Source organism: Paenibacillus chondroitinus NBRC 15376 (assembly GCF_004000765.1).
GTDB lineage: Bacteria > Bacillota > Bacilli > Paenibacillales > NBRC-103111 > Paenibacillus_E > Paenibacillus_E chondroitinus.
This window is the reverse complement of record NZ_BILW01000012.1, coordinates 144,552-166,846: the sequence shown is the minus strand read 5'-3', so window position 1 is coordinate 166,846 and position 22,295 is coordinate 144,552. Positions and strand designations below refer to the sequence as shown.

Below are 22,295 nucleotides of genomic sequence, written 5' to 3'. Positions count from 1 at the left end.
TCATCTTTCCAGAAAGGAAGGATGGGCTTTTAAGTTTATGGACCACTCGTAGGAAGATTGCTCTGCGTGTATTCGTCCTCAGGCTTGCGTATCCAACGATGGAAATAGCCTTGTGTATACAGAGCTTTGAGCAAGATGATTAGAACAGGCGACAGGATGACTCCCGCAACGCCAAACAATGACAGGGACACGATCATAAAAGCTAATGTCGTAAAGGCGGACACGCCCAGGGATTCCCCTGTAATTTTGGGCTCCATGATTTGTCTGACAAGGATAACGACAAGCAGCAGCGCGCTTAACCAGATCGCAAGTGTTGTCTGACCCACGATAAACAAGTAAATGATCCATGGAATGAACAAAGTGGAGACACCCAGCAGCGGCAAAACATCGAAAATAGCCGAGAGCAGGGAGATCGAAAAAGCATTATTGACGTCGAGCAGAAGCAAAGCGACAAAAACGACGATAAACGTCAGGGAAATCAGTTTAAATTGGGCTTTTACGTAAGAGACAATCCCCTTCACAACATTTTCCTTTAGAAAGAAAAATACCGATTTAAACGTTCTTGGTGTTTTCTCACTGGCAAGGCGTTTCCAGGAGTCGATTTCTATGCTGAGGAAGTAGGCCAAAATGATTCCGACAATGAAGTTGAACATGAAGGTGGAAAAGGAAGTCAGCGAGGCTACTAGTCCGGATAAGAAAGAAATAATGAATTTAGAGGCATTACCTGCAAATTGTCCGGCATATTCTTTAATTTTCACAATGACATCAGGGGGCAACGTTTGGAAGCGATTATTTAGTTCGCTAATTTTATGTATGATTTGGTCATTAAAAACGGCTTGGTAATCGTCTACTTTATCGACAAGGCTCATGATCTGGCTTGTGAAAATAACGGCGGCACCCGCCAGCGCGCCCAAGATGATCAGGACGAAGAGGAGCGTTGAGATCGCTGATGCAATCGACTTTCGCATCCCTTTTCGATTCAGAAACCTAGCAAAAGGCTCGATCATCATGAAAATGATCAGAGCCAGAAAGATAGGTGTCGCGATGCGATACAAATAGCTGAACAACAGCATGAAGAGGTAGACGGTTAGAACAATGAGAGCAATGTCAAAAGCAGTTCTCCAATATTTCTTGTAAAAAGAAATCATGCATGTTCCTCCGGGGCTTAAATGTTTATTGTTCCGTCAAAATAACCGGTCCTTGGCTCGTAATCGCAATCGTGTGTTCATATTGTGCGGACAGACTGCCGTCGTAAGTTCTTGCTGTCCACCCGTCGCTATCAACCTTGGAATGATATTTGCCGACATTCAGCATCGGTTCAATGGTGAACACCATGCCTTCTTTAATGCGCGGCCCTTTGCCTGCTGGTCCGTAATGCGGAACTTGCGGTTCTTCATGCATTTCGGAGCCGATGCCGTGTCCGATAAAGTCTCTGACGACAGAGAAGCCTTGTGATTCCGCATACACCTGAATCGCATGCGAAACATCGCCGATGCGGTTGCCTGGAATCGCTTGCTCAATGCCTTTGTACAACGACTCTTTGGTTACTTGAAGCAATTTCTCCGCAATCGGAGAGATGTTCCCAACGGCGTAGGACCAAGCGGAGTCTGCCAACCAACCATCAATCCGAACAACCATATCGATGGTGACGATATCGCCGTCGTTTAAGGCCTCTTTCTTCGGGAACCCGTGGCAGATCACATCGTTAACGGATGCACAGGTAGCGTAAGGATAGCCGTGATAGCCCTTTTGTTCCGGCGTTGCGCCGTGCTTCGCCAAAAATCCCTCGACGAATTGGTCGATTTCCCATGAAGTGATGCCAGGGCGAATCATTTTTGCAATTTCTTTATGACAATCGGCTAGAATGCGTCCAGCTCTGCCCATTTTTTCAATTTGTTCTTTTGTTTTAATGGTAATCACGTAAGTCCAACTCCTCAGCTGTTATTCAATCATCATGTCCATTTTGCGGACCATAGCTTCATCTCTTTTAATATTTGATGCAAATCCTGGCCTTTCGGTGTCAAGGTATACTCAACGGTAACAGGGACAGTTGGGTATGCCGTCCGCTCTAAAACACCGTGATCCTCCAGATGACGGAGAATATCGGTTAGAGATTTGGGGCTGATTCCAGTTACTTGACGCTGCAGTTCGCCGAAACGCTTCGTACCGCAAAACAGTTCCCGAAGCACGAGGAAGGCCCATTTGCCACCGATGACTTCAAGTGTACGTTCAATGGAGCATTCAATGACTTTCGGTACTTTAGGAACATAGTTGCTGAGCGGGGCGACTTTTTCATTTTCAAGAGTAGACATTCAGAAACGCGTCCTTTCCATTTTGGAATGTACATAACTATCCATGAAGTAAGTAAGTTACCAGCTTGAATTTAGGATAAAATAGTTCCACTACTATGTATTTTAAAGTTCGTGAAGGCAATTAGCAATAGCAGCCCGATTGGGGCATTTGTAAATCACTTTTTAAGTCGGATGCTGTCAAAGGTTGATTTCGTGACTTAGATTCTTTACAATAAGAAATAAAATTATTGTTTCAGGAGATGTGTACATATGAACGTCAAAATTTCTCGTAATGCAGCGAAAGTACTTCAATTAGAGCTTGATAAAGAAGAAAACAAAGGTCTATTGGTTCGAGTACAAGTGACTCATAAACATGGCGACCACGCTCACTATGGCTTGGGTCTTGACGATAAATCTGCCAATGATGTTGTTGTCAGCACGGACAAGGGCATTGATGTTTTGCTGGATGGAAACGAACCATTGCTTGACGGAATCCGTATAGACTACTTCTACACGCCAGAAGAAGGCTTCATGATTACGAACCCAAGCAAGGGGAACAACGGAGATCACTAATGCGCAATGATATTCGCATTTGTGATAAATGCAAACATATGAAGGTGAAATCTGCACTTTCAAAAATTAAAGTCATTGCACCTGATGCTGAAGTCAAAGTTGCCTGCAAATCGTATTGCGGTCCTTGTTCTCGTTTTGCTTTTATATTCATTAATGGCCGCTATGTGACAGGAGCAACAGAAGATGAAGCAATCGAAAAGGCTAAAAAATACGTCAAATAAAAAGAACCGTCGGAGCGATTGATGCCCTGGCGGTTTTTTTCTATATGTTAAGCATGAACGGTGGTATTTGCGAGCAGTTGGCGAATTTGGCTTTCAATTTTACGCGGCGTTGTGGTTGGTGAGAATCTTTTAATGACGTTACCGTTTTGATCCACGAGAAATTTGGTGAAATTCCATTTGATGCTGGAGCCGAGCAACCCGGAAGCCTGCTGTTTCAAGTAGCGGTAAAGTGGATGGGTGTCAGCGCCGTTGACATCAATCTTGGAGAACAAAGGGAAGTTCACGCCAAAATTGATTTGGCACACCTGCTCAACTTCTGTATCGTTTCCGGGCTCTTGATCTCTGAATTGGTTGCATGGAAAGCCCAGTACGCTAAATCCTTGATCTTTATATGTATCGTGAAGCTCCTGCAGTCCCGTAAATTGAGGGGCAAATCCGCATTTGGTTGCGGTATTAACAATGAGCAGCACTTGCCCTTTGTAGTCGGCAAGCGACTTATCTTCACCGCGGATCGTCCGGGCTGAAAATTGATGAACGGTCAAAAGAATCACCTTTTCACAGTTATTTTAGTTGTTCACGATATCCGCCAACGCTTTGTCGACGGAACTATATGTAAAACGAAAGCCATGCTGGAGCAGGACATGCGGCAGCACCTTCTGGCCTTCCAGAAGCAGTGTGGATAATTCGCCGAAAGCAAGCTTCATGACAAAAGCAGGGAGAGGAAACAGATTCGGTCTGTGAAGTGCTTGGGCCAGCTGCGCCCCGAACTGCTTGTTTGTGACAGGATTTGGCGCTGTCGCATTGACAGGTCCGCTGATTTCCTCGTTTTGTATGCAGAAATCGATCAATCTTACCATGTCTTCAATGTGAATCCAAGACAGCCATTGTTTGCCGCTGCCGATAGGGCCGCCAACGCCAAGCTTATAAGGGAAAGCCATCTTTGGAAATGCGCCTTCTTTCCCGTCGAGCACAAGTCCAACGCGAACTTTGACGAGCCGCGGACCTTTGATTTGATCTGCGGCTTGTTCCCATTTGTCCACGACACTCGATAAGAAATCCATCGTACGGTGCGGGCTGCGCTCATCGAAAGTTGCCGTCTCCGACGTGCCATAAATAGACATACCGGAAGCGTTAACGACAACTTTAGGTTTCTTGTCCATACGTTCTACAAGCTGCCCCACTTGCTGTGCTGCCTTAATGCGGGACTCTAGGATGCGCTGTTTGGCGGCAGCCGTCCAGCGCTGATTAATGGATTCGCCCGCCAAATTCACGATGGCGTCCAGTCCTTCGAGTATCTCGGGAGCATCTTGCAATTCTGCCCATGTTACCGTGCGCGCACCTTGTACGACGGTTTGGGATGAGCGGGAAATTGTAATCATTTCATGGCCGAGCTGTTGGCAATAGGCAATTAAACGACTTCCGATAAAACCGCTTCCGCCGGTTACTGCTATTTTCATCGATGAACACCTCCTCCTCGCTATTATATCATTTACAAAATTTGCATGTCATCTCAAGCTCCTCATGCTCAAGTTTCTCCTGCTCAAGTTCCAGCTGCGGTTCGAGTTAAAGGTTGTGAACACTTTCCTCGAAAAAATCAGGGAAGTGTTTTTCGTATGCAAGGGCATGCTAAAATTTAGACTGGAAAAATTCAGACGCCCTATGCTATACTCATGTTCAAACAGGAGATGATCAGATGAATTCTAAAATGTCTTTTCAACCGCTGAATCGTCCAAAGTTGGTAGACGATGTAGTGAATCAACTGCAAAAGAAGATTTCAGAAGGAGAAATAAAACCTGGGGATAAGATTCCTACGGAACCGGAATTGATGCAGCAGTTCGCCGTGGGACGATCAACGATCCGTGAAGCGGTCCGTGTCCTTGTTCACGCTGGCTTGCTTGAGAAGAAACAGGGCTTCGGTACTTTTCTGAAGGCGCAGTCGGCCATGCAGGAACCGCTGGATCACAGGCTCCGTAGAGCACAGATTCTGGAGGTTTACGAGGTCAGAAGGATGCTTGAGTTAGAAATCTCCAGATTGGCTGCTGAGCGCCGAGACGAGAACGATCTTGAGCAAATGCGAAGCGCGTTGGATCAACGTTATGAAGCATTGGAGAAAGGCGACACAGACACGTATTTGCGTGAAGATGTGAAATTTCATCTATCGATCGCTGTTGCGAGCAAAAATAGTGTTGTCATCGACCTGTATCGATCCTTCACATCGGCACTATTTGAGGCTTCACAGAAATTGATCGTGACTTTGCAAGATCCTCATCATTTGTTTCATGAAAATATGTACAAAGCGATCAAGGACAAAAATGTCGCGGAAGCGGAGTATTGGACCATGAAAAATCTGGATGAAACGGTCACACAGCTTAAACAGTTTGTAAACCAGGAGTAGCTTGACTCTCCTATGTCTTTAAACATCAGATGATATGATGAAAGGGGTTAGTGACAGTGTCAGATTCCAGTTCAGTACGCAATCATACGGTTTATGCGATTTTATTCTCGATCTCCCTGGTCCACTTATTGAATGACGCCATTCAATCCGTTATACCTGCCGTTTTCCCGATTCTTCATAATTCGCTGCAGTTGAGCTTTACTCAAATTGGCTGGATTGCTTTTACGCTAAACGTAACAGCTTCCTTATTTCAACCTTTAATTGGTTTGTACACAGATAAAAAGCCAAAGCCGTTTTTGTTGCCCGCAGGCGTATATTTCTCGTTATTAGGCGTGATTTTACTTGCTGTAGCGTCTTCGTTTGTTCAGGTGCTTGGAGCTGTTGTGCTGGTTGGTCTCGGATCTTCCGTGCTTCATCCGGAGGCATCGCGCGTTGCTTACTTGGCTGCCGGACCTCGTCGAGGCTTGGCGCAGTCGATTTTCCAAACAGGCGGTAATATCGGGCAGGCGCTTGCTCCTATTTTCACAGCGCTGATTTTCGTTCCATTTGGCCAATTCGGCATTATTTGGTTTTCGTTTGTCGCTGCTGCAGCGATTGTTGTTCAGTTTTTCGTAGCCAAATGGTATGGTAAAGCGGGCAGCAGCCGCTCAGCCGCTTCAAGTAAAGCTTCTGTCAGTAAACAGCCTCTGCCGCGCAAGACAGTTACCTATGCCATTTCAATTTTGATCATGCTCTTGTTTTCCAAGTTTGTTTATGTGGCAAGCATGACGGGTTTTTACGCTTTTTACTTAATCGAACACAATCAACTTTCCGTTGAAAAAGCGCAGCTATTCATATTCACTTTGCTTGCTGCTGGAGCAGTCGGTACGTTCATGGGCGGTCCGTTGGCGGATCGGTTCGGAAGACGGAACATGATCTGGTTTTCCATTCTGGGAACGGCTCCGTTTTCACTGCTTTTGCCATATGCAAACTTATTTTGGGCGGGCGTGTTGTGTGCATGCATTGGATTTATTTTACTATCCGGCTTCTCCGTCATTGTCGTTTATGCGCAGGAACTTCTGCCAGGCAAAGTCGGGACGGTATCCGGTTTATTCTTTGGCTTGGCTTTCGGACTAGGTGGGATCGGATCAGCTGTGCTTGGTACACTTGCGGATGCAACAAGCATCTCATTTGTCATTAAACTCTGCGCATTCTTGCCGCTAATCGGGCTATTGGCCGCTTTCCTGCCATCAGATAAAAAATTGAATATGACACAAATTGAACTATCACAAAATGTTGCTAAAGCTTAATTGATCACGAGGTGAAACCGAATGCCATCGATTATTGAAATGAATAACGTCTCCTGGTATAGAGATAACAAAACGATTCTGAATGAAGTGAATTGGCAGGTATCCAAAAATGAACACTGGGCCGTACTGGGTTTGAACGGTTCAGGCAAGACGACCATATTGAATATGATCAATGGTTATATCTGGCCGAGCCAAGGACAAATGGCTGTACTCGGCCATCCGTTTGGAACGGTAGATTTAAGAGATTTGCGTAAAATGATTGGTTGGGTAAGTTCATCCCTTCAGGAGAAGTTGTATGCCTCCGATAAAACGCAAAATGTCGTAATAAGCGGTAAACATGCTTCAATCGGGTTATATGAGAAACCGAGTACGGAAGACTTCGAGCAGGCCAAAGCGCATATGCAGCGGCTGAATTGTATGCATTTATACGACCGGACTTATCAATCGTGCTCTCAGGGTGAAAAGCAAAAAATATTAATTGCACGTGCATTAATGGCCTCTCCTAAACTGCTGATTCTGGATGAAGCAACGAACGGATTAGACTTCCTTTCTCGTGAAGCTTTGTTGTCCAGCATCCAAGAACTAGCCAAGGAACCGGATGCTCCGACATTAATATTCGTAACGCACCATATTGAAGAAATTCTACCTGTTTTTAATCAAACCTTATTGATTCGTCGTGGTGAGGTATTCGCAAAAGGGCTGTCGCGCCAAGTATTGACAAGTGAAGGTTTATCCTCTTTCTTTGAGACGGAGGTTGAAGTGAAATGGCAGCGAGAACGCCCATGGCTTTCGATTCCTGCTAGTGATTTGTGAGTTTCTAAGGGCACTTTCTTTATGGAAGTGCTCTTTATTTTGTGGGAATTATTGACATTCAATTTTTGGTGGTATACTATATATTTAGATATCTAACTAAATGATATGGAAGGAGGTTGAAGAATGAAATCATGCCCGGTTAATCCTCAAAAATCAATTCTGAAGCCTAAGTTCTTTGGCTGTCTCATCTGTTATACGGCTGGCTGGATTTCGTATTGGATTGCAAAAAGGAAAATGTCCAAAGGCCAGTACTAAGTATACGAGTTTGTCATATGTTCATCAGAGAGGTGATCGTATATAATGGCAATATAACACAAGCAACTTGTAAAGGGAGAACCAACATGAACGCTACACTGCATGGATCAATTGGATTCTGGTTAAAGAAGAATTATCGCAATGCCTGCAATTATTTGGATCAAATGCTGGAGGAACAGGGTGTCACGAACTCTCAGCTAGGTGTCCTTATGATTCTATGGGAAGAAGAGGGACGGACCCAAAAAGATATGGTGCATATTTTAGGCATTCAACCGGCTTCCATGACCTTCCTTCTTCGTGGGTTAGAAGATAGAGGGATGATCAATCGTGTACCAGACAAGTTGGATACCCGTATCAATCGTATTTATTTGACGGATAAGGGCTCCTCCATTAAAGAGGCTTGTTTAGCTATTGTCGAAGAGGGAGAAAAGATGATTCGCCAAGGATTTTCCGATCAGGAAATCGCCTTGATGCTGCATTGGATGAAGCGTGTTGACAGTAATTTTCAAGGGTGAGTGGACTGGCAAAATAAGTTGCATGGCAGTCTTTTTTTTGGATATATAATTAGATATCTAAATTATTTTTGGAATCTATAATCTAATGCTTGGGATCATTATAACGGATTTCAGGCTTTTTTTGTAGATAAAAATGAAAATTTAACATAATAAAGTCGAAATATTTAAATGTTGACAGCTAAAAATAAGTTAGATATCATAATATTCAAATCATAGAAATGGAGGAAATTGGAAATTAATTTTAAAAATTCTAATTCATTGTATGAACGCAGCAATTTGAGAAGAGTAGCAGAGCTGCAAGAAATTGTGCCACAAGGATCCAAAGCATTTTTTCAGTTTATGGGTGAGGCTTTTGGCGAAAGAGCCATTCGGAGACATTTGGGGCATTCGAACAATTTCAGTCCACAGCCATGGCGGATGGCGCTATTGATACCAAAACGAAACAGTTGATTGCTGTTGTCATCGCACATGTGAATGGTTGTGCTTATAGCATTGACAACCATACGCGAAAATTCAAAGAGTTGGGCGGGACAGCAGAGGAACTAATGGAAGGACTACTGGTCGGCGGTGTTGCGAATGCGGGCTACGTCCTGACTCATGGCATTAACGCCCTCAATGCCTTTGATTATCATTCGGATGCAGTAGCCCAGAATTAGTGTTGACTTCAAATTCTAGGCCACAAAACATATTTAAAACCGGCTTCCCGCTCGATATCGGGGAGTCCTTTTTTTATTCGACAAAAACATATAATAAAGGACACGAACTACCGTTTTTCGTGTATAATGGGTTCTTGATCTCATTTCTTAACCTTTGGTAAATTAGCAGCGAGAGGAGTTCTGACAGATGAATCGATTACGTGGTTTTCTTGGTTCGTATCATCCGATTGTACATACGTTAATTTTGGGAACGGTCATGGCCAGAGCAGCGTCTTCCATGAGTCTGCCTTTTCTGGCAATTTACTTAGCTAAACATACGTCGATGAGCGCGGTAATGATTGGGGTCGTAATTGGAATGGGAGCCTTGGCAGGAACAGTCGGAGGTTTTATCGGCGGCAACTTATCGGACCGATTCGGCCGACGCATCATCATGCTTGCTGCACTTTTTGGATGGGCGGTTGTGTTTGTAGGTTTTAGTATCGTGAAATTACCGGTTTTGTTCATGATGCTGAACATGCTGAACGGCTTGTGCCGCTCCTTCTACGAACCGGTCTCGCAAGCCTTGATGGCTGATTTGACCGAGCCGGCTAAGCGACTCAGTGTGTTTTCTATGAGATACATGGCCATCAATGTTGGTGTTGCTGTAGGACCTTTATTGGGTGCATTTTTTGCAACGATGGATGGAGCACTGCCGTTTCTACTCACTGGAATCGTATATTTTATTTACGCGGTTACACTCTATGTTCTCCTTATCGTTTTTGGTATTAAGCAAATAGAAGGGGAGAAAAAACAACCTGTTACGTTTGTCTCCGCATTGCGGGTCATTCAACGTGATGTCACGTTCCGCTATTACATTCTTGGTGGAATTATAGGGGCTATCGGCTATTCGCAAGTCATGGTGACACTATCGCAATATTTGGAGCAGAACTTCGCTGAAGGTGTGAAAATGTTTGCTGTCCTCATGAGTGTCAATGCCATTGTGGTGATTGCGATGCAAATACCGCTTACACGAATTTCTGATAAATATTCGCCGCTTGTAGCGATTATTTTTGGCAATTTGATGTTTGCGTTAGGCGATATCGGTTTTGCATTTTCGCATTCGTTAGTACCCATGATTATTTCCATGGCGATTTTTACACTAGGCGAAATATTAAATTACCCCGCGGCCAACATGCTAATTGATAAGCTGGCTCCGGAGCATATGCGCGGTACTTATTTTGGAGCACAAACGTTAACCAACGTAGGTCATTTTATGGGACCATGGGTTGGCGGCTTTCTGCTCGTAGCGTACGGGGGCACTGCACTTTATCTGGTTATCGCTTTTGTGACCCTCGCGGGATCTCTCTTTTACTGGAAAGGCGCCAATAATCTACAAGCACTGCCCAAAAATAGGTCGAAAAAAGAAGTTTTTTGATAAATATTGCAAAATTAGTTCTTGCGAACTATACGATTTCAAAACAACATCCCTTATTCTTGAGAGTGTAGTTATTTCTTGTAAAAGAATTCACAACACATCTCGACAATGGCAAAACTGACGAAAGTCAGTGACGCAAAGCTAAAGGGGCTACCTTGTTCATAAACGAACTCGTTGCCAGCCAGCTGCCGAACGATTGGGTATTCAACTTAGATCCCCTCCGATCGGTACACTATGGTGGGGTTTTTCTCTGTCATAACTTTTATAAACGATGGATAAAAGGAGGACCAAGCAGCATGCAGTCTGATTTACTTGAAGAGCAAAAAGTAACATCACTTTGCGGCAATCATGTTGCCCGTTTGGTGCCATCCTCGGATGGACCGAAGCTAATGATTAATTTAGAAGAGTACGCACTTAATGAGACGTGTTGGGATGTTGAAATGTTTCAGGGGAGAAGCAACAGCATTTTGATTTTCTACTGGAAAGGCGAAGTTAAGCTTTCTGTGAAAATGCCTCCGATGCCGCAAATTGAAGCATTTATGACTAGACTTTACCAAATTTTGACGTCCAAATTAAAAACGGTTCAGCCCATCTAGGCGAACTGTTTTTTTTTTTTTATTTCAAAAGCGCAAATGACAAAATGATTGTCACAAATCGACAGGTGCTGATATAATGATACACATAATCATACATAGTTCTTAAGTACTAACTTCGTAGGGGGATTTGCGTTATGCGATTAATTACGCGTTCGGATTTTGACGGTTTAGTATGCGCAATGCTTTTCAAAAAGCTAAACATGGTCGATGACATGAAATTCGTTCATCCCAAAGATATGCAGGATGGTCTGATCGAGGTTACCGAAAACGATATTTTGGCGAATGTGCCATATGTTGCGGGTTGTGGATTATGGTTTGACCATCACTCGAGTGAACTTGAGCGGATGGGCGAGAAGGTAGCATTCAAAGGGGAAACCCGTATTGCACCAAGCGCAGCACGCGTCGTTTATGATTATTACGGAGGGCAAGAAACCTTCGGTGATATTGACGATATTATGCAAGGCGTAGATAAAGCGGATGCAGCACAGTTCAGTAAAGAAGATATTTTGAATCCAAAGGGCTGGGATTTATTGTCCTTCATCATGGATGCCCGTACGGGTTTAGGACGTTATCGGGACTACCGAATTAGTAATTATCAGCTAATGGAAGAGCTTGTGGATCACTGCGCGGTGATGACGGTCGATCAAATTATGGAGCTTCCTGACGTTAAGGAGCGGGTGGAACGGTATTATGAATTGGATGCTCTGTACCGTGAAATGCTTGCAAAACATACGTATACAGAAGGAAACGTGATCATTACGGATCTTCGTGACGTGGAAACCATCTATCCTGGCAACCGTTTCATGGTTTACGCGCTTTATCCGGAGCAAAATGTATCCATTTGGATCGTGGACGGACGCAACAAACAAAATTGTGTATTTGCCTGCGGGCACAGCATTGTGAATCGCACTTCCCAAACGAACATCGGGACTTTAATGCTCCAAAATGGCGGAGGCGGTCACCACGCAGCAGGCACGTGTCAGGTAGAGTATGCGCAAGCCGAGAATATTTTGAAGAAAATTGTTGAAACGATGAGAGCAGACGGATAAAATAAGAAACGAGCCGCAGGATGGGGAATTCCCGGATTGCGGTTTATTTACAGAGTGGGGAGGCGTGTTAGTGAAAATCGATCGCATTCATCATGTGGCCATAATTAGCTCGAATTATGAACAGTCGAAGCATTTCTATGTTGATTTACTAGGAATGACGATCGTAAATGAGTTGTACCGGGCAGAACGTGATTCCTACAAACTGGATTTGCGCATAGGAGAAACAGAGCAGCAGATAGAATTGTTTTCGTTCCCTAATCCTCCCTTAAGAGTGGATAGACCGGAAGCGCGAGGACTTCGACACTTGGCTTTTGTCGTTGGAAATATGGACGAAAGCGTCAAAGAACTAGAGAGCAAGGGCATTGCGGTTGAACCGGTACGAATTGATCCCATAACAGGTGATCGGTATACGTTTTTTGCAGACCCAGATGGACTCCCGTTAGAGTTGGTGGAACATGCCGAACGATGATGTATCAAACAATGAACAAAAAGCAAAATTAGGCTTTGCTATAGGATGCATGTGGAGTATTCTGCTGTCTATTCCGCTTTGGGTCATAATCATTTGGCTTTTGATGAAAAAATAAATCCCTCAAACGCTCGACTGATCAGGGTCGTAGCGATTGGGGGATTTTTTTGGTGGCATTGGTATTAAACTTAGTAAATGTTGATTCGTCGAATAATTCCGTTTAGGCTGTCATAAATCACGATGTTTCCATGATGATCGATAGTAAAAAGGAAACTACCCTTGAAACTTAAAGCGCCAGGATCTTCAACCTGATCAGTAACGGATTTACCATCAACAATTTTATCATTTACGGCAGGCTGCTCATAGGTTTGTGTTTTCGGATCATATAAACCCTTGTTATAAGTTAAAAGAGAAACATTAGTGTACTGATCCATTTTACCAGCAACATCAACTTGATAAACCTTTGTATTATCTGAAATGTAGAAATACCCATTCCTCGAAGAGGCTCCCGTTATTTGATCCAAATTAACACTCGCTACCTCAGTAATCGTGCCGTCCAAGTTAACCTTGCTTATTTTTTTATTCGTTTTATTGAGGATATACATTTTCCCATCTGTGTTTAAAGAAACATAACTTGCTTTCTTATCGGGTAGGAATCCAATTACTTTACTCTCATTCGGTGCCTGAAAGTCGAATATTTTCCCTGAAAATGCATTGCTGTAGTAAAAATGATCTTGATCTAAAAACGAGATAAAATTGTTTTCTTCATTCATGGAACTTTCTAAATTATAAGTTACCATTTTTACTTCTGGTAGTATCTCATAAATAATCACGGCTTCTTCGACAAAAGGTCTCGCAGCATGTGCCATCAAATACAATTTGTCAGTTAAACTATCGTAATACAGTTTTTTGGGTGTTATATTTTGATATGATACACGTTGCACAGCACCTTTTGAATCCTTATACTGCGCGTCAAATTTACTATCTATAAAGGTTGTGTGCTGTATGTTTTTTCCATCCCCGTTATTTTGATTATAGGATAAAATCCCATAAAGGTAGGATTGACTTTTAACGTCAAAATCTATCATATATAGATTGCTTTTTGAGTCTGAAATAATATCTTCTATTTTTACATTACTTCTATCTGTTATTGGTCGTTCAATCGATAAATTATCTACAGTTGGCTTGTCTCGTTTTTCATTTACAGGTGCAGTTTGAATGTGTTTATTAGTGATTGTAATCATTTGCGTTGTACCATCGAACGAAACACTTTGATCCATATTTTCAGCAATAAAGCGGAGAGGGACCATAGTTGTATCATTGAGTATTGTAGCAGGTTGCTCCAAAGAAGTAGAAGCTCCGTTAATCACGGCATCTTTACTGTCGATTGCCAGAGATATTTTGGTTTTGGCTGTAGTCAGTGTAATTAAACGTGTAGCGTCATCCCATTGGACCGTAACTCCCAGAGTCTCAGCAATAAAACGAAGCGGCACCATGGTCACGCTGTTCATTAAAGTAGGCGGGACTGGAAGTGTTTGAGTTTGACCATTAACGGTAACGATTTGCTCATTCAGTTTAAGTTTTAGCTCATGCGGATACTTAGTGGCTGATGAGTCTTGTGCAAAAGCAGGTTGAATAGATAGAAAAATACAGCTGATGCTTAGTGTTAGAAGCTGTACGACTTTTTTATGAAACACGGTTATCTTCCTCGTTTTCTATGATTTAAAAGCGTAGATTCCACTTTCTGAATAATGTATATTCCACATATTGTTACATTTTCCTCTTTCCATTTAACAGCCTCGGGCATGAAAACAGTGGGGAATAAACGAACTGTACGGATAACTCGTCTAATAGAAGAGATCGAAAGTAGAAGAAGGTAGTAAAATCAGACAACAAAATTGAACTCTTATACTCATGTGTCATTAATGTATTAAACCTATAATAAAACTTAGTATATAAAACTTATTGATTTCAGCTGTAAGAGGTCCCATTTTTGGTGAGGAGGATGCGCTTGGAAGGAATTTTAATGTACTGCTTCTACTTATTCTTAGTTCTACTTATTTGCTACATAATTTTTATCTTGCCGACACAATGGCTAAAAATTGAGCGGATAAGATATCCTCTTAATCTAAATGTGAGAATTCTGCAAATAAGTGACATGCATGTTGAAAGATTAAGAATTCGTCCAGCCAGAATAGCCGCTATTATTCATGATGAAAAACCGGATTATATATTTATTACGGGTGATTTTACCAAATATAAGAAAATGCTTCCTAGACTGGAGGAGTACTTAAGAGCGATCGCAATTTGTAACGTGCCGATTTATTGCGTTCTTGGAAACCATGATTATCAGCAGAAAAATGTCAAAGATCTTATTAAGCTTTTAAGGAAATATGGGCTTAAATTGTTAAGGAACGAGTCGCTGCATTTACAACGATTTGAACTAATTGGAATTGATGATTTCGATTCTGATAAAAGTGACATTAAGGCTGCCTTTCGAGCTGTTGATGATCGCAGACCAAAACTCATTATTACCCACGATCCTAATATAGTCTTGCATTTAAATAAAAACTACGATTATTTAATGGCTGGGCATCTTCACGGCAAACAATTTAATATCCCATTTTTCTTTCATATTAAAAACGCAGGTAAGCTGCCTAGAATGGGGATTTACAAGGGATTACATAAACAGCAATATGGGGCTTACTACATATCTAAAGGTATTGGGCAAACTGGCGTCAATGCGAGATTGTTTGTTAGAAGCGAAGTAACCATGCATTATTTGTAAAAAGATAGAGGTAGCTGAGATGCAAGGGTCTCAGCTACCTCTGTTTCATTTCGTGGGTTGCTACTACGAAGTAGCTGCGCTAACGGACACCAGCGCCCTTATTTGCCATTTCCGCGGCCTAATTGCCTTCAAAATAGGCAAATAGCTGCGCTGGTGTCCGTTAGAAATCTAAATCGGCGATTTCACGCCGAATAAAGGCTCCTGTGTCCGTTAGCGTACCACCGTCGGGACTACCCAGGCTAGATATTACTACGGGTTAAGTAGCTGCCTCTTTTTCGTAATACCTACGTGGAGGAAACGGCCTAAGATACTGATACAGGTTGACAGAGTAAATATTGATGTTTTTTACTTATTCGTTTCGTCTAATTAGTTAAAATAAACACGAAGAATGATGATTTTTGTAGAAATTTGTTTAAGTCTACTCTATGGTGTGTTAGACTTGGAAGGGGTTGGAAGAGATTGGATGATTGGAATGAAAACGTGAAGTATGCATTGTGAGTTGTAGTTATTTGATTTCACCTAGTTTGATAAGTGTTTGTTAATAATTTCATATGCGTGAAGCAACGGAGGAACAAATGTTAAGTAATACGTTTTATGTAAGACCTCATCCTGATGTGGAGCTCGGCTACAGGCGCTCACTCTTGGAATATCAGCTTACGTTTCCCGAGGCAGGGGTTAACGAAGAGACCGGTTTGATCCTCTTTATTACGCCGTTTGGCGACACTCCGTCATCCGAATACCAGGCTAATAAGTTGCGGCCATACCTAGCTAATAAGAGCAACTGCATTGTTGCCGGCGTCCATTACTGGGGAGTAGACAATGAGATTAAGTCAGTCAAATTTGATAACGCGTATTTTGCAACGCTGAGTTCGTTATACGGTATCCCATGGACGGATTTCCTGAATAACGACGGATCGCTGCAAGACGACTGCTTGGACATTTTGGCGTTTCACCTGAAGCAGCGGGGCATTCAGTATTTGTTCGGGCATGGCTCACCATACATGCTCTTGTCGTATCATTTAAAAGGGGAATATCAGTCGTTCGGCTTTCTTCCGGCACTCGACTATTTGTCGGTGCTCGGCGATATTTTGAAAAAACACACGATCAATCGGCGCCGTATTATCGCCTATGGATCGTCATATGGAGGATATATCGCCTTATTACTCGGAAAGTTTGCCCCTCACACTTTTTCGGCGATTATCGATAATTCGGGTTTCTCGCGGGCGAGCGTGGTTGACATCTGCACGAAGGATTACAAGCTGGGACCATTGGTTTACCGGCATGAGGGAGTAACGATTCAAGCTATTGCCGATGAACCTTGGACGCTTTCAGATGAGCTCGATCCGTATTATTTCTCGGATAGCTGTCGCGCGATTCGTAGTTTGTTGGAGGAATCACACCGCATCGCGTCGGATACAACATACTATATATTTCATGGTGATGAGGATAAGGTATGCCCGACATCGGAAAAGGAACAAGTTGTTAACATATTAGAAAAATATAATCAGGTCAACTTTAAAAAAGTGACTGCAGATGATATTGATGGCAGAGTGTTTAAGGACTTGTCGCATGGGATGAAAGCATCACTTCGAGGCATTTTCGATCTAGTTCAAGAAGCCGGCGGCAAGTTACAGAAGGGTGAAGATCTAACGGACTTCGACCGTTCGAGTGTTTATACTTTTGATTGCGGAAATAAATCGTATCGTTTCAGTTATTCGGATGATTACCAGATTCGCGTTGAGATATTGAATTAGATTTACAAGGAATCATATATAAGTCTGAAAAACAGCGGCAGCTATGACTTTTATAAGTCTTAGCTGCCGCTGTTTTCGCAAAAATACTTGTCCTACCTGCGCGGAGGAAAAGGCCCAAGATACTGATAAAGGTTACACTCAATCCGTCCGTTAAACAACTTGCGCTTCTTATCAGCGCGGCGGTTCATATAATGCTCGAGCTGTGTGCTCGGGCTAAGAATAAACATGCTCCACGAAGGCATTGGAGCTGTAAGAGCCCCGAGCTCGCGCAGCGCGACCTCGACATCTTTGGCTTCACCAAGCCGCTCTCCATAAGGCGGATTGGTGATCAAACAGCCATAGTCGCCGCGCGGGCGGGCTTTGGCTACCGGTTCCACGCGAAGCTGGAACTGTTTCGTCAGCCCAGCCGACTTCGCGGCGGCTTCTGCCACTGCGATGGCAGACGGGTCAATGTCGCTGCCGATAATGTGCAGCGGCACATTATCGCGGACCGCGTCGAACGCTTCGTCGCGCGCTTTGTCCCAGAGCTTGCGCGGCACATTGCCCCACGCCTCGCTGGGGAAGCTGCGCCGCAGGCCTGGCGCGATATTCCAGCCGATCATGGCGGCCTCGATCGGGATCGTTCCCGACCCGCAGAACGGGTCGTAGAGCGGCCGATCGACGCTCCAGCGGCTGAGCAGGATCATGGCCGCGGCCATGGTCTCCTTCAGCGGCGCTTCGGTCACGAGCTTGCGATACCCGCGCTTGTGCAAGCTTGGGCCTGTCGTGTCGATCGTGAGTGTCGCAATATCGTTAAGAAGCGCTACCTCGATTACGTAACGCGCCCCGTTCTCGGGGAACCATTCGGTGCCGTATTGAAGTTTCAGTTTCTCGACGACGGCTTTTTTTACGATGCCTTGGCAGGCAGGAACGCTGGAAAGTTGTGACTTATGGGAACGCCCTTGCACAGGGAATTCGGCATCGTTCGGTATCCAGTCGGGCCAAGCGAGCGCTTTGGTGCCTTCAAAAAGCTCATCAAAGGTCAGAGCTTTAAACTGGCCCATAAGCACGAGAATCCGGTCTGCTGTCCGTAACCATAGATTGGCTCGGCAGATGGCAAGCTCGTCTCCCATGAAGCGTACGCGGCCGTTCTCAACGGTAACCTCGGTGTAACCGAGGTCGCGGACTTCGCGAGCAACGATTGCTTCAAGTCCCATTGGGCAAGTTGCAATTAGTTCAATAGATTGTGGCATGTTTAGATTCCTTCCATCCGGGTTGTGCTTCGTTCATAAAACTCATACAATTAACAAGTATAGGACAAATAAGATATACTTACAAACGAAACGGCAAACTCTTAGGAGGAATAACATGGAAACCCTAACAGCTGAAAGCTATATGGAAGGTTTATATGCGAATGATCCCGTGCTTGAGCGGGTGAAGGAAGTTATACGAACTAATAATATGCCAGAAATCTCAATCGCCCCGGGCTACGGCAGACTGCTTACGATGCTTGTGACGATGATTGGCGCAAAAAAGGTGCTGGAAATAGGAGCATTAGGCGGTTATAGCGGGATTTGCCTGGCTAGAGGGCTGCAAGAAGGCGGCAAACTCATCTCACTTGAGTTGAAACAGGAATTCGCCGATGTAGCCAAACAAAATGTGGCCGACGCAGGTCTGGGACAATTCGTCGAGTATCGTATTGGCGAAGCGTTGACGCATCTCAACGAGCTGCTTGTGCAAGGGGAGCGTTTTGATTTCTTTTTTATCGATGCGGACAAAGTGAACTATCCAAACTATTTGGAGCTTGCCATTCAATTAGCGAATCCAGGGGCCATCATTGCAGGCGATAATACGCTGATGAGGGGGAAAGTGGTTGACCCAGGCCAAACCAAAACCTCCGTGCAAGCGATGCGCAGCTTCAATAAGCTCATTGCTGAGGACCCGCGTTTGGAAAGTACAATTCTACCGGCCTATGACGGTTTGGCGCTGGCTCGGGTGAAATAAGGCGTACATAGGAAGGGCTACCTGATTGTCTGAAAAGACATTCCGGGTAGCCCTTTTCCCTTTGACATAGAAGGTTTATCTTAAGAAGTTAACTGATGCACTTGAAAAAATTTAAATTCGTTTATTTGCCAAGGTGCTTTCTCTTCTACCTGTGTAACAGGCTGAGCGGGTTGCAGTGTGGATATTGGATGTACATTTTGCTGCTTCTTGAAAGGTATAGCGCTCATCCCATTCCAGTAAATAAGCAAAATCTCCGCGCATATAACGATAAAAGCAATTTTGGACCAGTTCAGCTTCATGGAGGGCATCCTCGCTTTCAATGATGAACCTATATTAGCATGTAGTGGAATTAATTTCCATAATAATTTTTTGTTCAATCCCTTACTTGTGCACCAGCCCCGTTGAAATCTCAAGCGCATAGCGCTCAGCCTCTGGCATATGCACAGCGTGAGCTCTACTGATGGCATAGTCGATATCATACGGTACGCGTACATATTGTAGGGAAAATCCTGCTTGTAACTGACTATTCATATTGCCCTCCAGAACACAGTAGCAGGCTTGTGGAATGCCATCATAGGGAATGCCTACACTGCCCACGTTAAAGAGCATTAGACCGCTGTCGGAACTCGTTGTAACGCTCTTTTCCGAAGGGTTTTTCATCGTAATCAAAAAAGGGATGTGAATATCCCCGTAGCCAACAATATCGGGCAGCTTTCCGTTAGGAGCCGCACCGGTCATTTCTGTATTTTGAAACAGTGCCAGACGTTCTTTTTTGGAAGATTTACGCTTTACACGATGGTAAACACTTTGTGAGGAAGCATGAAATAAACGGAACAGTTTGCCGCTAAGGTAAAAATCAAAGGAGAATGGCAGTTCTGCCAAATAAGCAAGCCTTTCAGGCCCTAACTGCTGCTGCTGCCAAAAGCCTGCCGGCTGGTCTTGCGGCCTATTGATGCCTAAGTCCCAATTTCCCTGTATGACAACCTCGCAGGTTCTTTGTATCGTGTCAACAACGGCTGCCGAATCAGGTCCTTTGCCAACGAGATCGCCTAAGCAATAGATTCGCTTAATGCCTCGCAATTTGATATCAGCAATTACTGCTTCTAATGCAGGCAAATTTCCATGGATATCTGAAATAATCGCTATTTTTTCCAAAACGATGAATTCCTTTCCGTGCTGGTCTCAAGTGTGAATCTCATTGCTTCTGTTATATCATACGGATTCCATTCTGAAAATGAGTGTCCTTGACTATTACCCAATGCTAGATTCTTCTGCTATAATTTGTGGGGGAAAGGGGAAGGTTTTGAATGGAATCCAGAGTAGAGCGTCACCGTAAAGTGAAGGTAGTGCGTGCGCCTCAGAAGAAAACTCCGCTGAAAATGATCGGAGGACTCACTTTGGCTGCCGTTGCTTGTTTCGCGATTGGAATTGGTGCATCCTATTGGACATCGAATAGCAAAACTACCGAAGAACAAGAGGCATCTTTACCATTGGTGTCCGTAAACTCGCCTCAACCGACGAATGCCGCAAGTAGCCAGCCCAGTCCTGCAGCTACAGCAAACGCAATCGTACCGTCGTCATCACCGGAAGTTTCGGACAAGCAAGCGGGCAGTAGCGGACAAGTGAATCTCACTTTTGTTGGCGATGTGATGTTAGCTTCTAAGGTAGAAGATATTGTGAAACAAAAAGGCTATGATTATCCTTATACGAATGTAAAAGACTATTTGACCAAACCGGATTTCACCATCGCGAATTTGGAAACACCTATAACAACTAAAGGTACGGAACAGAAAAAGGATTACGTTTACCGCTCATCGCCTTTGGCTTTACCTCCGCTTAAGGATGCCGGCATTGATCTTGTTAATTTAGCGAATAACCATGTCATGGATTATGGCCCTGATGGTTTGCAGGATACGATGAATGCGCTGGATCAAGAGGGTATTAAGCGCATGGGAGCGGGCAATGATTTGAATGAAGCCTATCAGCCTGTCATAATGGAAAAAAACGGCATGAAAATCGCCTTCTTCGGCTTTAGCCGTGTTGTTCCGGAGGCCTCTTGGAAAGCAGGTCCCGGGCGTATCGGAGTAGCGGAAACTTACAATTACAAGCCGCCAGTCGAAGCCATTCAAAAAGCGAAAGAGAGCGCCGATCTTGTTGTCGTTGTTGCACATTGGGGCGTCGAGCGAAGCGATCATCCGGACAAGTATCAGACGGATTTGGCACACCGCTATATTGATGCCGGCGCAGATTTGGTCGTTGGCGGCCATCCGCATGTGTTACAAGGTTTTGAGCAGTACAAAGGCAAATGGATCGCATATAGCTTAGGCAATTTTATATTTACCACAAACGATGTTTCGAAGACATGGGAAACGGTTATCTTGGAAGCGTCCTGCTCGAAAGATAAAGCGTGCAATATTCATCTTGTCCCTATTTTAAGCAAATTCGCACTTCCAACACCTATGAATTCGGAAGACGGCTCCAAGCTGTTCCAGCGATTAAGCCAAATTTCGATTGGTTCCAAAGTTGATGCCGAAGGTAATGTTAGCAAGAAATAATGTGAGGAGATAACGACATGACAGATATTCGCAATATTTATTGTGTAGGACGCAATTACCGGGCACACGCTGCCGAGCTGGGGAATGATGTTCCGGATCAGCCGATGATTTTTACCAAACCAACGCATGCCTTGGCGGATATGAGTGGCGGGGAGCTGAAGCTTCCAGGCGATCAAGGCGAAATTCACTATGAAGCTGAATTGGTGCTGCATATCGCGAAGCCTTATCGTGAAGGCATTCAGGTTGATGAAATTGTTGACAAGTATGCACTTGGCATCGATTTTACGCTAAGAGACGTACAGTCTGTCATTAAGAAAAAAGGCCAACCTTGGCTGCCGGCCAAAGGGTTCCTGAAGTCAGCGCCACTCACGGAATTCCGCCCGTTCCCGGGGACTTCCAAACTGACGGAAGAGAACTTCCAGCTTCGCCAGAATGGCCAAGTCGTTCAGAACGGCAACATCAGCAATATGATTTTCGATTTGCAAACGATCATCGATTTCATCGCTAAGCATTACGGGCTGGGCGTAGGCGATATCATTTACACGGGAACTCCTGAAGGCGTTGGACCTGTAAATAATGGTGATATCTTGGAATTAACGTGGGGCGAAGAGGTATTCGGGGCAGTAACCATTCGCGTATAAAACAAAAAGGGCAGTCTCTTGCGGTCATCGTTGACCGAGAG

At 44.1% G+C, this 22,295-nt stretch carries 25 protein-coding genes, 1 pseudogene and 1 riboswitch; of the genes and pseudogenes, 17 read left to right on the top strand and 9 right to left on the bottom strand.

Translation table 11 applies throughout. The features are described 5' to 3' along the window. Window positions 1-35 precede the first annotated feature (35 nt). Genes ytvI through PCH02S_RS15985 form a run of 3 tightly spaced genes read right to left on the bottom strand, consistent with a single transcriptional unit; the run spans window position 36 to window position 2,312 of the window. On the bottom strand, window positions 36-1,148 hold the full coding sequence (gene ytvI / locus PCH02S_RS15995) for a sporulation integral membrane protein YtvI (RefSeq protein WP_127454682.1): 1,113 nt from the start codon (window positions 1,146-1,148) through the stop codon (window positions 36-38). A 25-nt stretch (window positions 1,149-1,173) separates the two neighbouring features. After that, entirely contained in the window at window positions 1,174-1,920 is a 747-nt protein-coding gene (gene map / locus PCH02S_RS15990; protein ID WP_127454680.1) for a type I methionyl aminopeptidase, read from the bottom strand. 32 nt (window positions 1,921-1,952) lie between these two features. Then, window positions 1,953-2,312, bottom strand: coding sequence for a winged helix-turn-helix transcriptional regulator (locus PCH02S_RS15985; protein ID WP_127454678.1), 360 nt, complete (start codon window positions 2,310-2,312; stop codon window positions 1,953-1,955). A 249-nt stretch (window positions 2,313-2,561) separates the two neighbouring features. On the opposite strand from PCH02S_RS15985, the gene PCH02S_RS15980 reads away from it, so the two are divergent. Beyond that, window positions 2,562-2,864: an iron-sulfur cluster assembly accessory protein gene (locus PCH02S_RS15980; RefSeq protein ID WP_127454676.1), complete on the top strand. Its 303-nt coding sequence runs from the start codon at window positions 2,562-2,564 to the stop codon at window positions 2,862-2,864. Continuing rightward, window positions 2,864-3,085 carry a DUF1450 domain-containing protein gene (locus PCH02S_RS15975; RefSeq protein ID WP_127454674.1) on the top strand — a complete coding sequence of 74 codons (222 nt, stop codon included), beginning with the start codon at window positions 2,864-2,866 and terminating at the stop codon, window positions 3,083-3,085. Before PCH02S_RS15980 ends, PCH02S_RS15975 begins: the two co-directional genes overlap by 1 nt. A 47-nt stretch (window positions 3,086-3,132) precedes the next feature. Here the strand turns inward: PCH02S_RS15975 and PCH02S_RS15970 are convergent, their stop codons facing one another. Next, window positions 3,133-3,627, bottom strand: coding sequence for a glutathione peroxidase (locus PCH02S_RS15970; RefSeq protein ID WP_174806787.1), 495 nt, complete (start codon window positions 3,625-3,627; stop codon window positions 3,133-3,135). Between the two features lie 24 nt (window positions 3,628-3,651). Beyond that, the gene (locus PCH02S_RS15965) at window positions 3,652-4,542 is read right to left on the bottom strand and encodes a TIGR01777 family oxidoreductase (protein ID WP_127454672.1); all 891 of its coding nucleotides are present in this window, start codon (window positions 4,540-4,542) and stop codon (window positions 3,652-3,654) included. Window positions 4,543-4,778: 236 nt separating this feature from the next. On the opposite strand from PCH02S_RS15965, the gene PCH02S_RS15960 reads away from it, so the two are divergent. The 10 genes and pseudogenes from PCH02S_RS15960 to gloA2 all read left to right on the top strand — a co-directional run bounded on the left by PCH02S_RS15960 (window position 4,779) and on the right by gloA2 (window position 12,536). Beyond that, window positions 4,779-5,480, top strand: coding sequence for a FadR/GntR family transcriptional regulator (locus PCH02S_RS15960; RefSeq protein WP_127454670.1), 702 nt, complete (start codon window positions 4,779-4,781; stop codon window positions 5,478-5,480). A 56-nt stretch (window positions 5,481-5,536) separates the two neighbouring features. After that, entirely contained in the window at window positions 5,537-6,769 is a 1,233-nt protein-coding gene (locus tag PCH02S_RS15955) for an MFS transporter (RefSeq protein ID WP_127454668.1), read from the top strand. A gap of 21 nt (window positions 6,770-6,790) precedes the next feature. Next, complete coding sequence (locus PCH02S_RS15950) at window positions 6,791-7,582, top strand: ABC transporter ATP-binding protein (protein ID WP_127454666.1); 792 nt, start codon at window positions 6,791-6,793, stop codon at window positions 7,580-7,582. 123 nt (window positions 7,583-7,705) lie between these two features. Continuing rightward, window positions 7,706-7,837, top strand: a complete 132-nt coding sequence (locus PCH02S_RS36710; RefSeq protein ID WP_268597870.1) for a hypothetical protein — start codon at window positions 7,706-7,708, stop codon at window positions 7,835-7,837. Window positions 7,838-7,923: 86 nt separating this feature from the next. Further along, entirely contained in the window at window positions 7,924-8,352 is a 429-nt protein-coding gene (locus PCH02S_RS15945) for a MarR family winged helix-turn-helix transcriptional regulator (protein ID WP_157322728.1), read from the top strand. A 383-nt stretch (window positions 8,353-8,735) separates the two neighbouring features. Beyond that, window positions 8,736-9,008: pseudogene (locus tag PCH02S_RS15940) on the top strand (carboxymuconolactone decarboxylase family protein); the annotation flags it as partial. A gap of 187 nt (window positions 9,009-9,195) precedes the next feature. After that, the gene (locus PCH02S_RS15935) at window positions 9,196-10,422 is read left to right on the top strand and encodes an MDR family MFS transporter (protein ID WP_127454659.1); all 1,227 of its coding nucleotides are present in this window, start codon (window positions 9,196-9,198) and stop codon (window positions 10,420-10,422) included. Window positions 10,423-10,522: 100 nt separating this feature from the next. Continuing rightward, window positions 10,523-10,615: riboswitch (cyclic di-GMP riboswitch) on the top strand. A gap of 103 nt (window positions 10,616-10,718) precedes the next feature. Then, window positions 10,719-11,018 (top strand): hypothetical protein, encoded by a 300-nt coding sequence (locus PCH02S_RS15930; RefSeq protein WP_127454657.1) that lies wholly within the window; start codon window positions 10,719-10,721, stop codon window positions 11,016-11,018. Between the two features lie 134 nt (window positions 11,019-11,152). Continuing rightward, window positions 11,153-12,067: an exopolyphosphatase gene (locus tag PCH02S_RS15925; RefSeq protein ID WP_127454655.1), complete on the top strand. Its 915-nt coding sequence runs from the start codon at window positions 11,153-11,155 to the stop codon at window positions 12,065-12,067. Window positions 12,068-12,137: 70 nt separating this feature from the next. After that, window positions 12,138-12,536 carry an SMU1112c/YaeR family gloxylase I-like metalloprotein gene (gene gloA2 / locus PCH02S_RS15920; RefSeq protein ID WP_174806786.1) on the top strand — a complete coding sequence of 133 codons (399 nt, stop codon included), beginning with the start codon at window positions 12,138-12,140 and terminating at the stop codon, window positions 12,534-12,536. A gap of 185 nt (window positions 12,537-12,721) precedes the next feature. Here the strand turns inward: gloA2 and PCH02S_RS15915 are convergent, their stop codons facing one another. Beyond that, window positions 12,722-14,230 (bottom strand): copper amine oxidase N-terminal domain-containing protein, encoded by a 1,509-nt coding sequence (locus PCH02S_RS15915; RefSeq protein WP_164819584.1) that lies wholly within the window; start codon window positions 14,228-14,230, stop codon window positions 12,722-12,724. A gap of 314 nt (window positions 14,231-14,544) precedes the next feature. Here PCH02S_RS15915 and PCH02S_RS15910 point away from each other — a divergent pair, with 314 nt between their 5' ends. Next, window positions 14,545-15,321 carry a metallophosphoesterase gene (locus tag PCH02S_RS15910; protein ID WP_246069103.1) on the top strand — a complete coding sequence of 259 codons (777 nt, stop codon included), beginning with the start codon at window positions 14,545-14,547 and terminating at the stop codon, window positions 15,319-15,321. Window positions 15,322-15,896: 575 nt separating this feature from the next. Further along, on the top strand, window positions 15,897-17,075 hold the full coding sequence (locus PCH02S_RS15905) for a DUF2920 family protein (RefSeq protein ID WP_164819583.1): 1,179 nt from the start codon (window positions 15,897-15,899) through the stop codon (window positions 17,073-17,075). Window positions 17,076-17,167: 92 nt separating this feature from the next. On the opposite strand, the gene PCH02S_RS15900 is transcribed toward PCH02S_RS15905, so the two are convergent. Further along, window positions 17,168-18,307 carry a THUMP domain-containing class I SAM-dependent RNA methyltransferase gene (locus PCH02S_RS15900; RefSeq protein WP_127454649.1) on the bottom strand — a complete coding sequence of 380 codons (1,140 nt, stop codon included), beginning with the start codon at window positions 18,305-18,307 and terminating at the stop codon, window positions 17,168-17,170. A 115-nt stretch (window positions 18,308-18,422) separates the two neighbouring features. On the opposite strand from PCH02S_RS15900, the gene PCH02S_RS15895 reads away from it, so the two are divergent. Next, window positions 18,423-19,058 carry an O-methyltransferase gene (locus PCH02S_RS15895; RefSeq protein ID WP_127454647.1) on the top strand — a complete coding sequence of 212 codons (636 nt, stop codon included), beginning with the start codon at window positions 18,423-18,425 and terminating at the stop codon, window positions 19,056-19,058. Between the two features lie 80 nt (window positions 19,059-19,138). On the opposite strand, the gene PCH02S_RS15890 is transcribed toward PCH02S_RS15895, so the two are convergent. Continuing rightward, window positions 19,139-19,357: a hypothetical protein gene (locus PCH02S_RS15890; protein WP_127454645.1), complete on the bottom strand. Its 219-nt coding sequence runs from the start codon at window positions 19,355-19,357 to the stop codon at window positions 19,139-19,141. Between the two features lie 82 nt (window positions 19,358-19,439). Continuing rightward, complete coding sequence (locus PCH02S_RS15885) at window positions 19,440-20,213, bottom strand: metallophosphoesterase family protein (protein ID WP_127454643.1); 774 nt, start codon at window positions 20,211-20,213, stop codon at window positions 19,440-19,442. Between the two features lie 152 nt (window positions 20,214-20,365). Here PCH02S_RS15885 and PCH02S_RS15880 point away from each other — a divergent pair, with 152 nt between their 5' ends. Together PCH02S_RS15880 and PCH02S_RS15875 are read left to right on the top strand one after the other, a co-directional pair. Then, entirely contained in the window at window positions 20,366-21,613 is a 1,248-nt protein-coding gene (locus PCH02S_RS15880; RefSeq protein ID WP_246069102.1) for a CapA family protein, read from the top strand. A gap of 17 nt (window positions 21,614-21,630) precedes the next feature. After that, entirely contained in the window at window positions 21,631-22,254 is a 624-nt protein-coding gene (locus PCH02S_RS15875) for a fumarylacetoacetate hydrolase family protein (protein WP_127454642.1), read from the top strand. The last annotated feature ends 41 nt before the right edge of the window (window positions 22,255-22,295 follow it).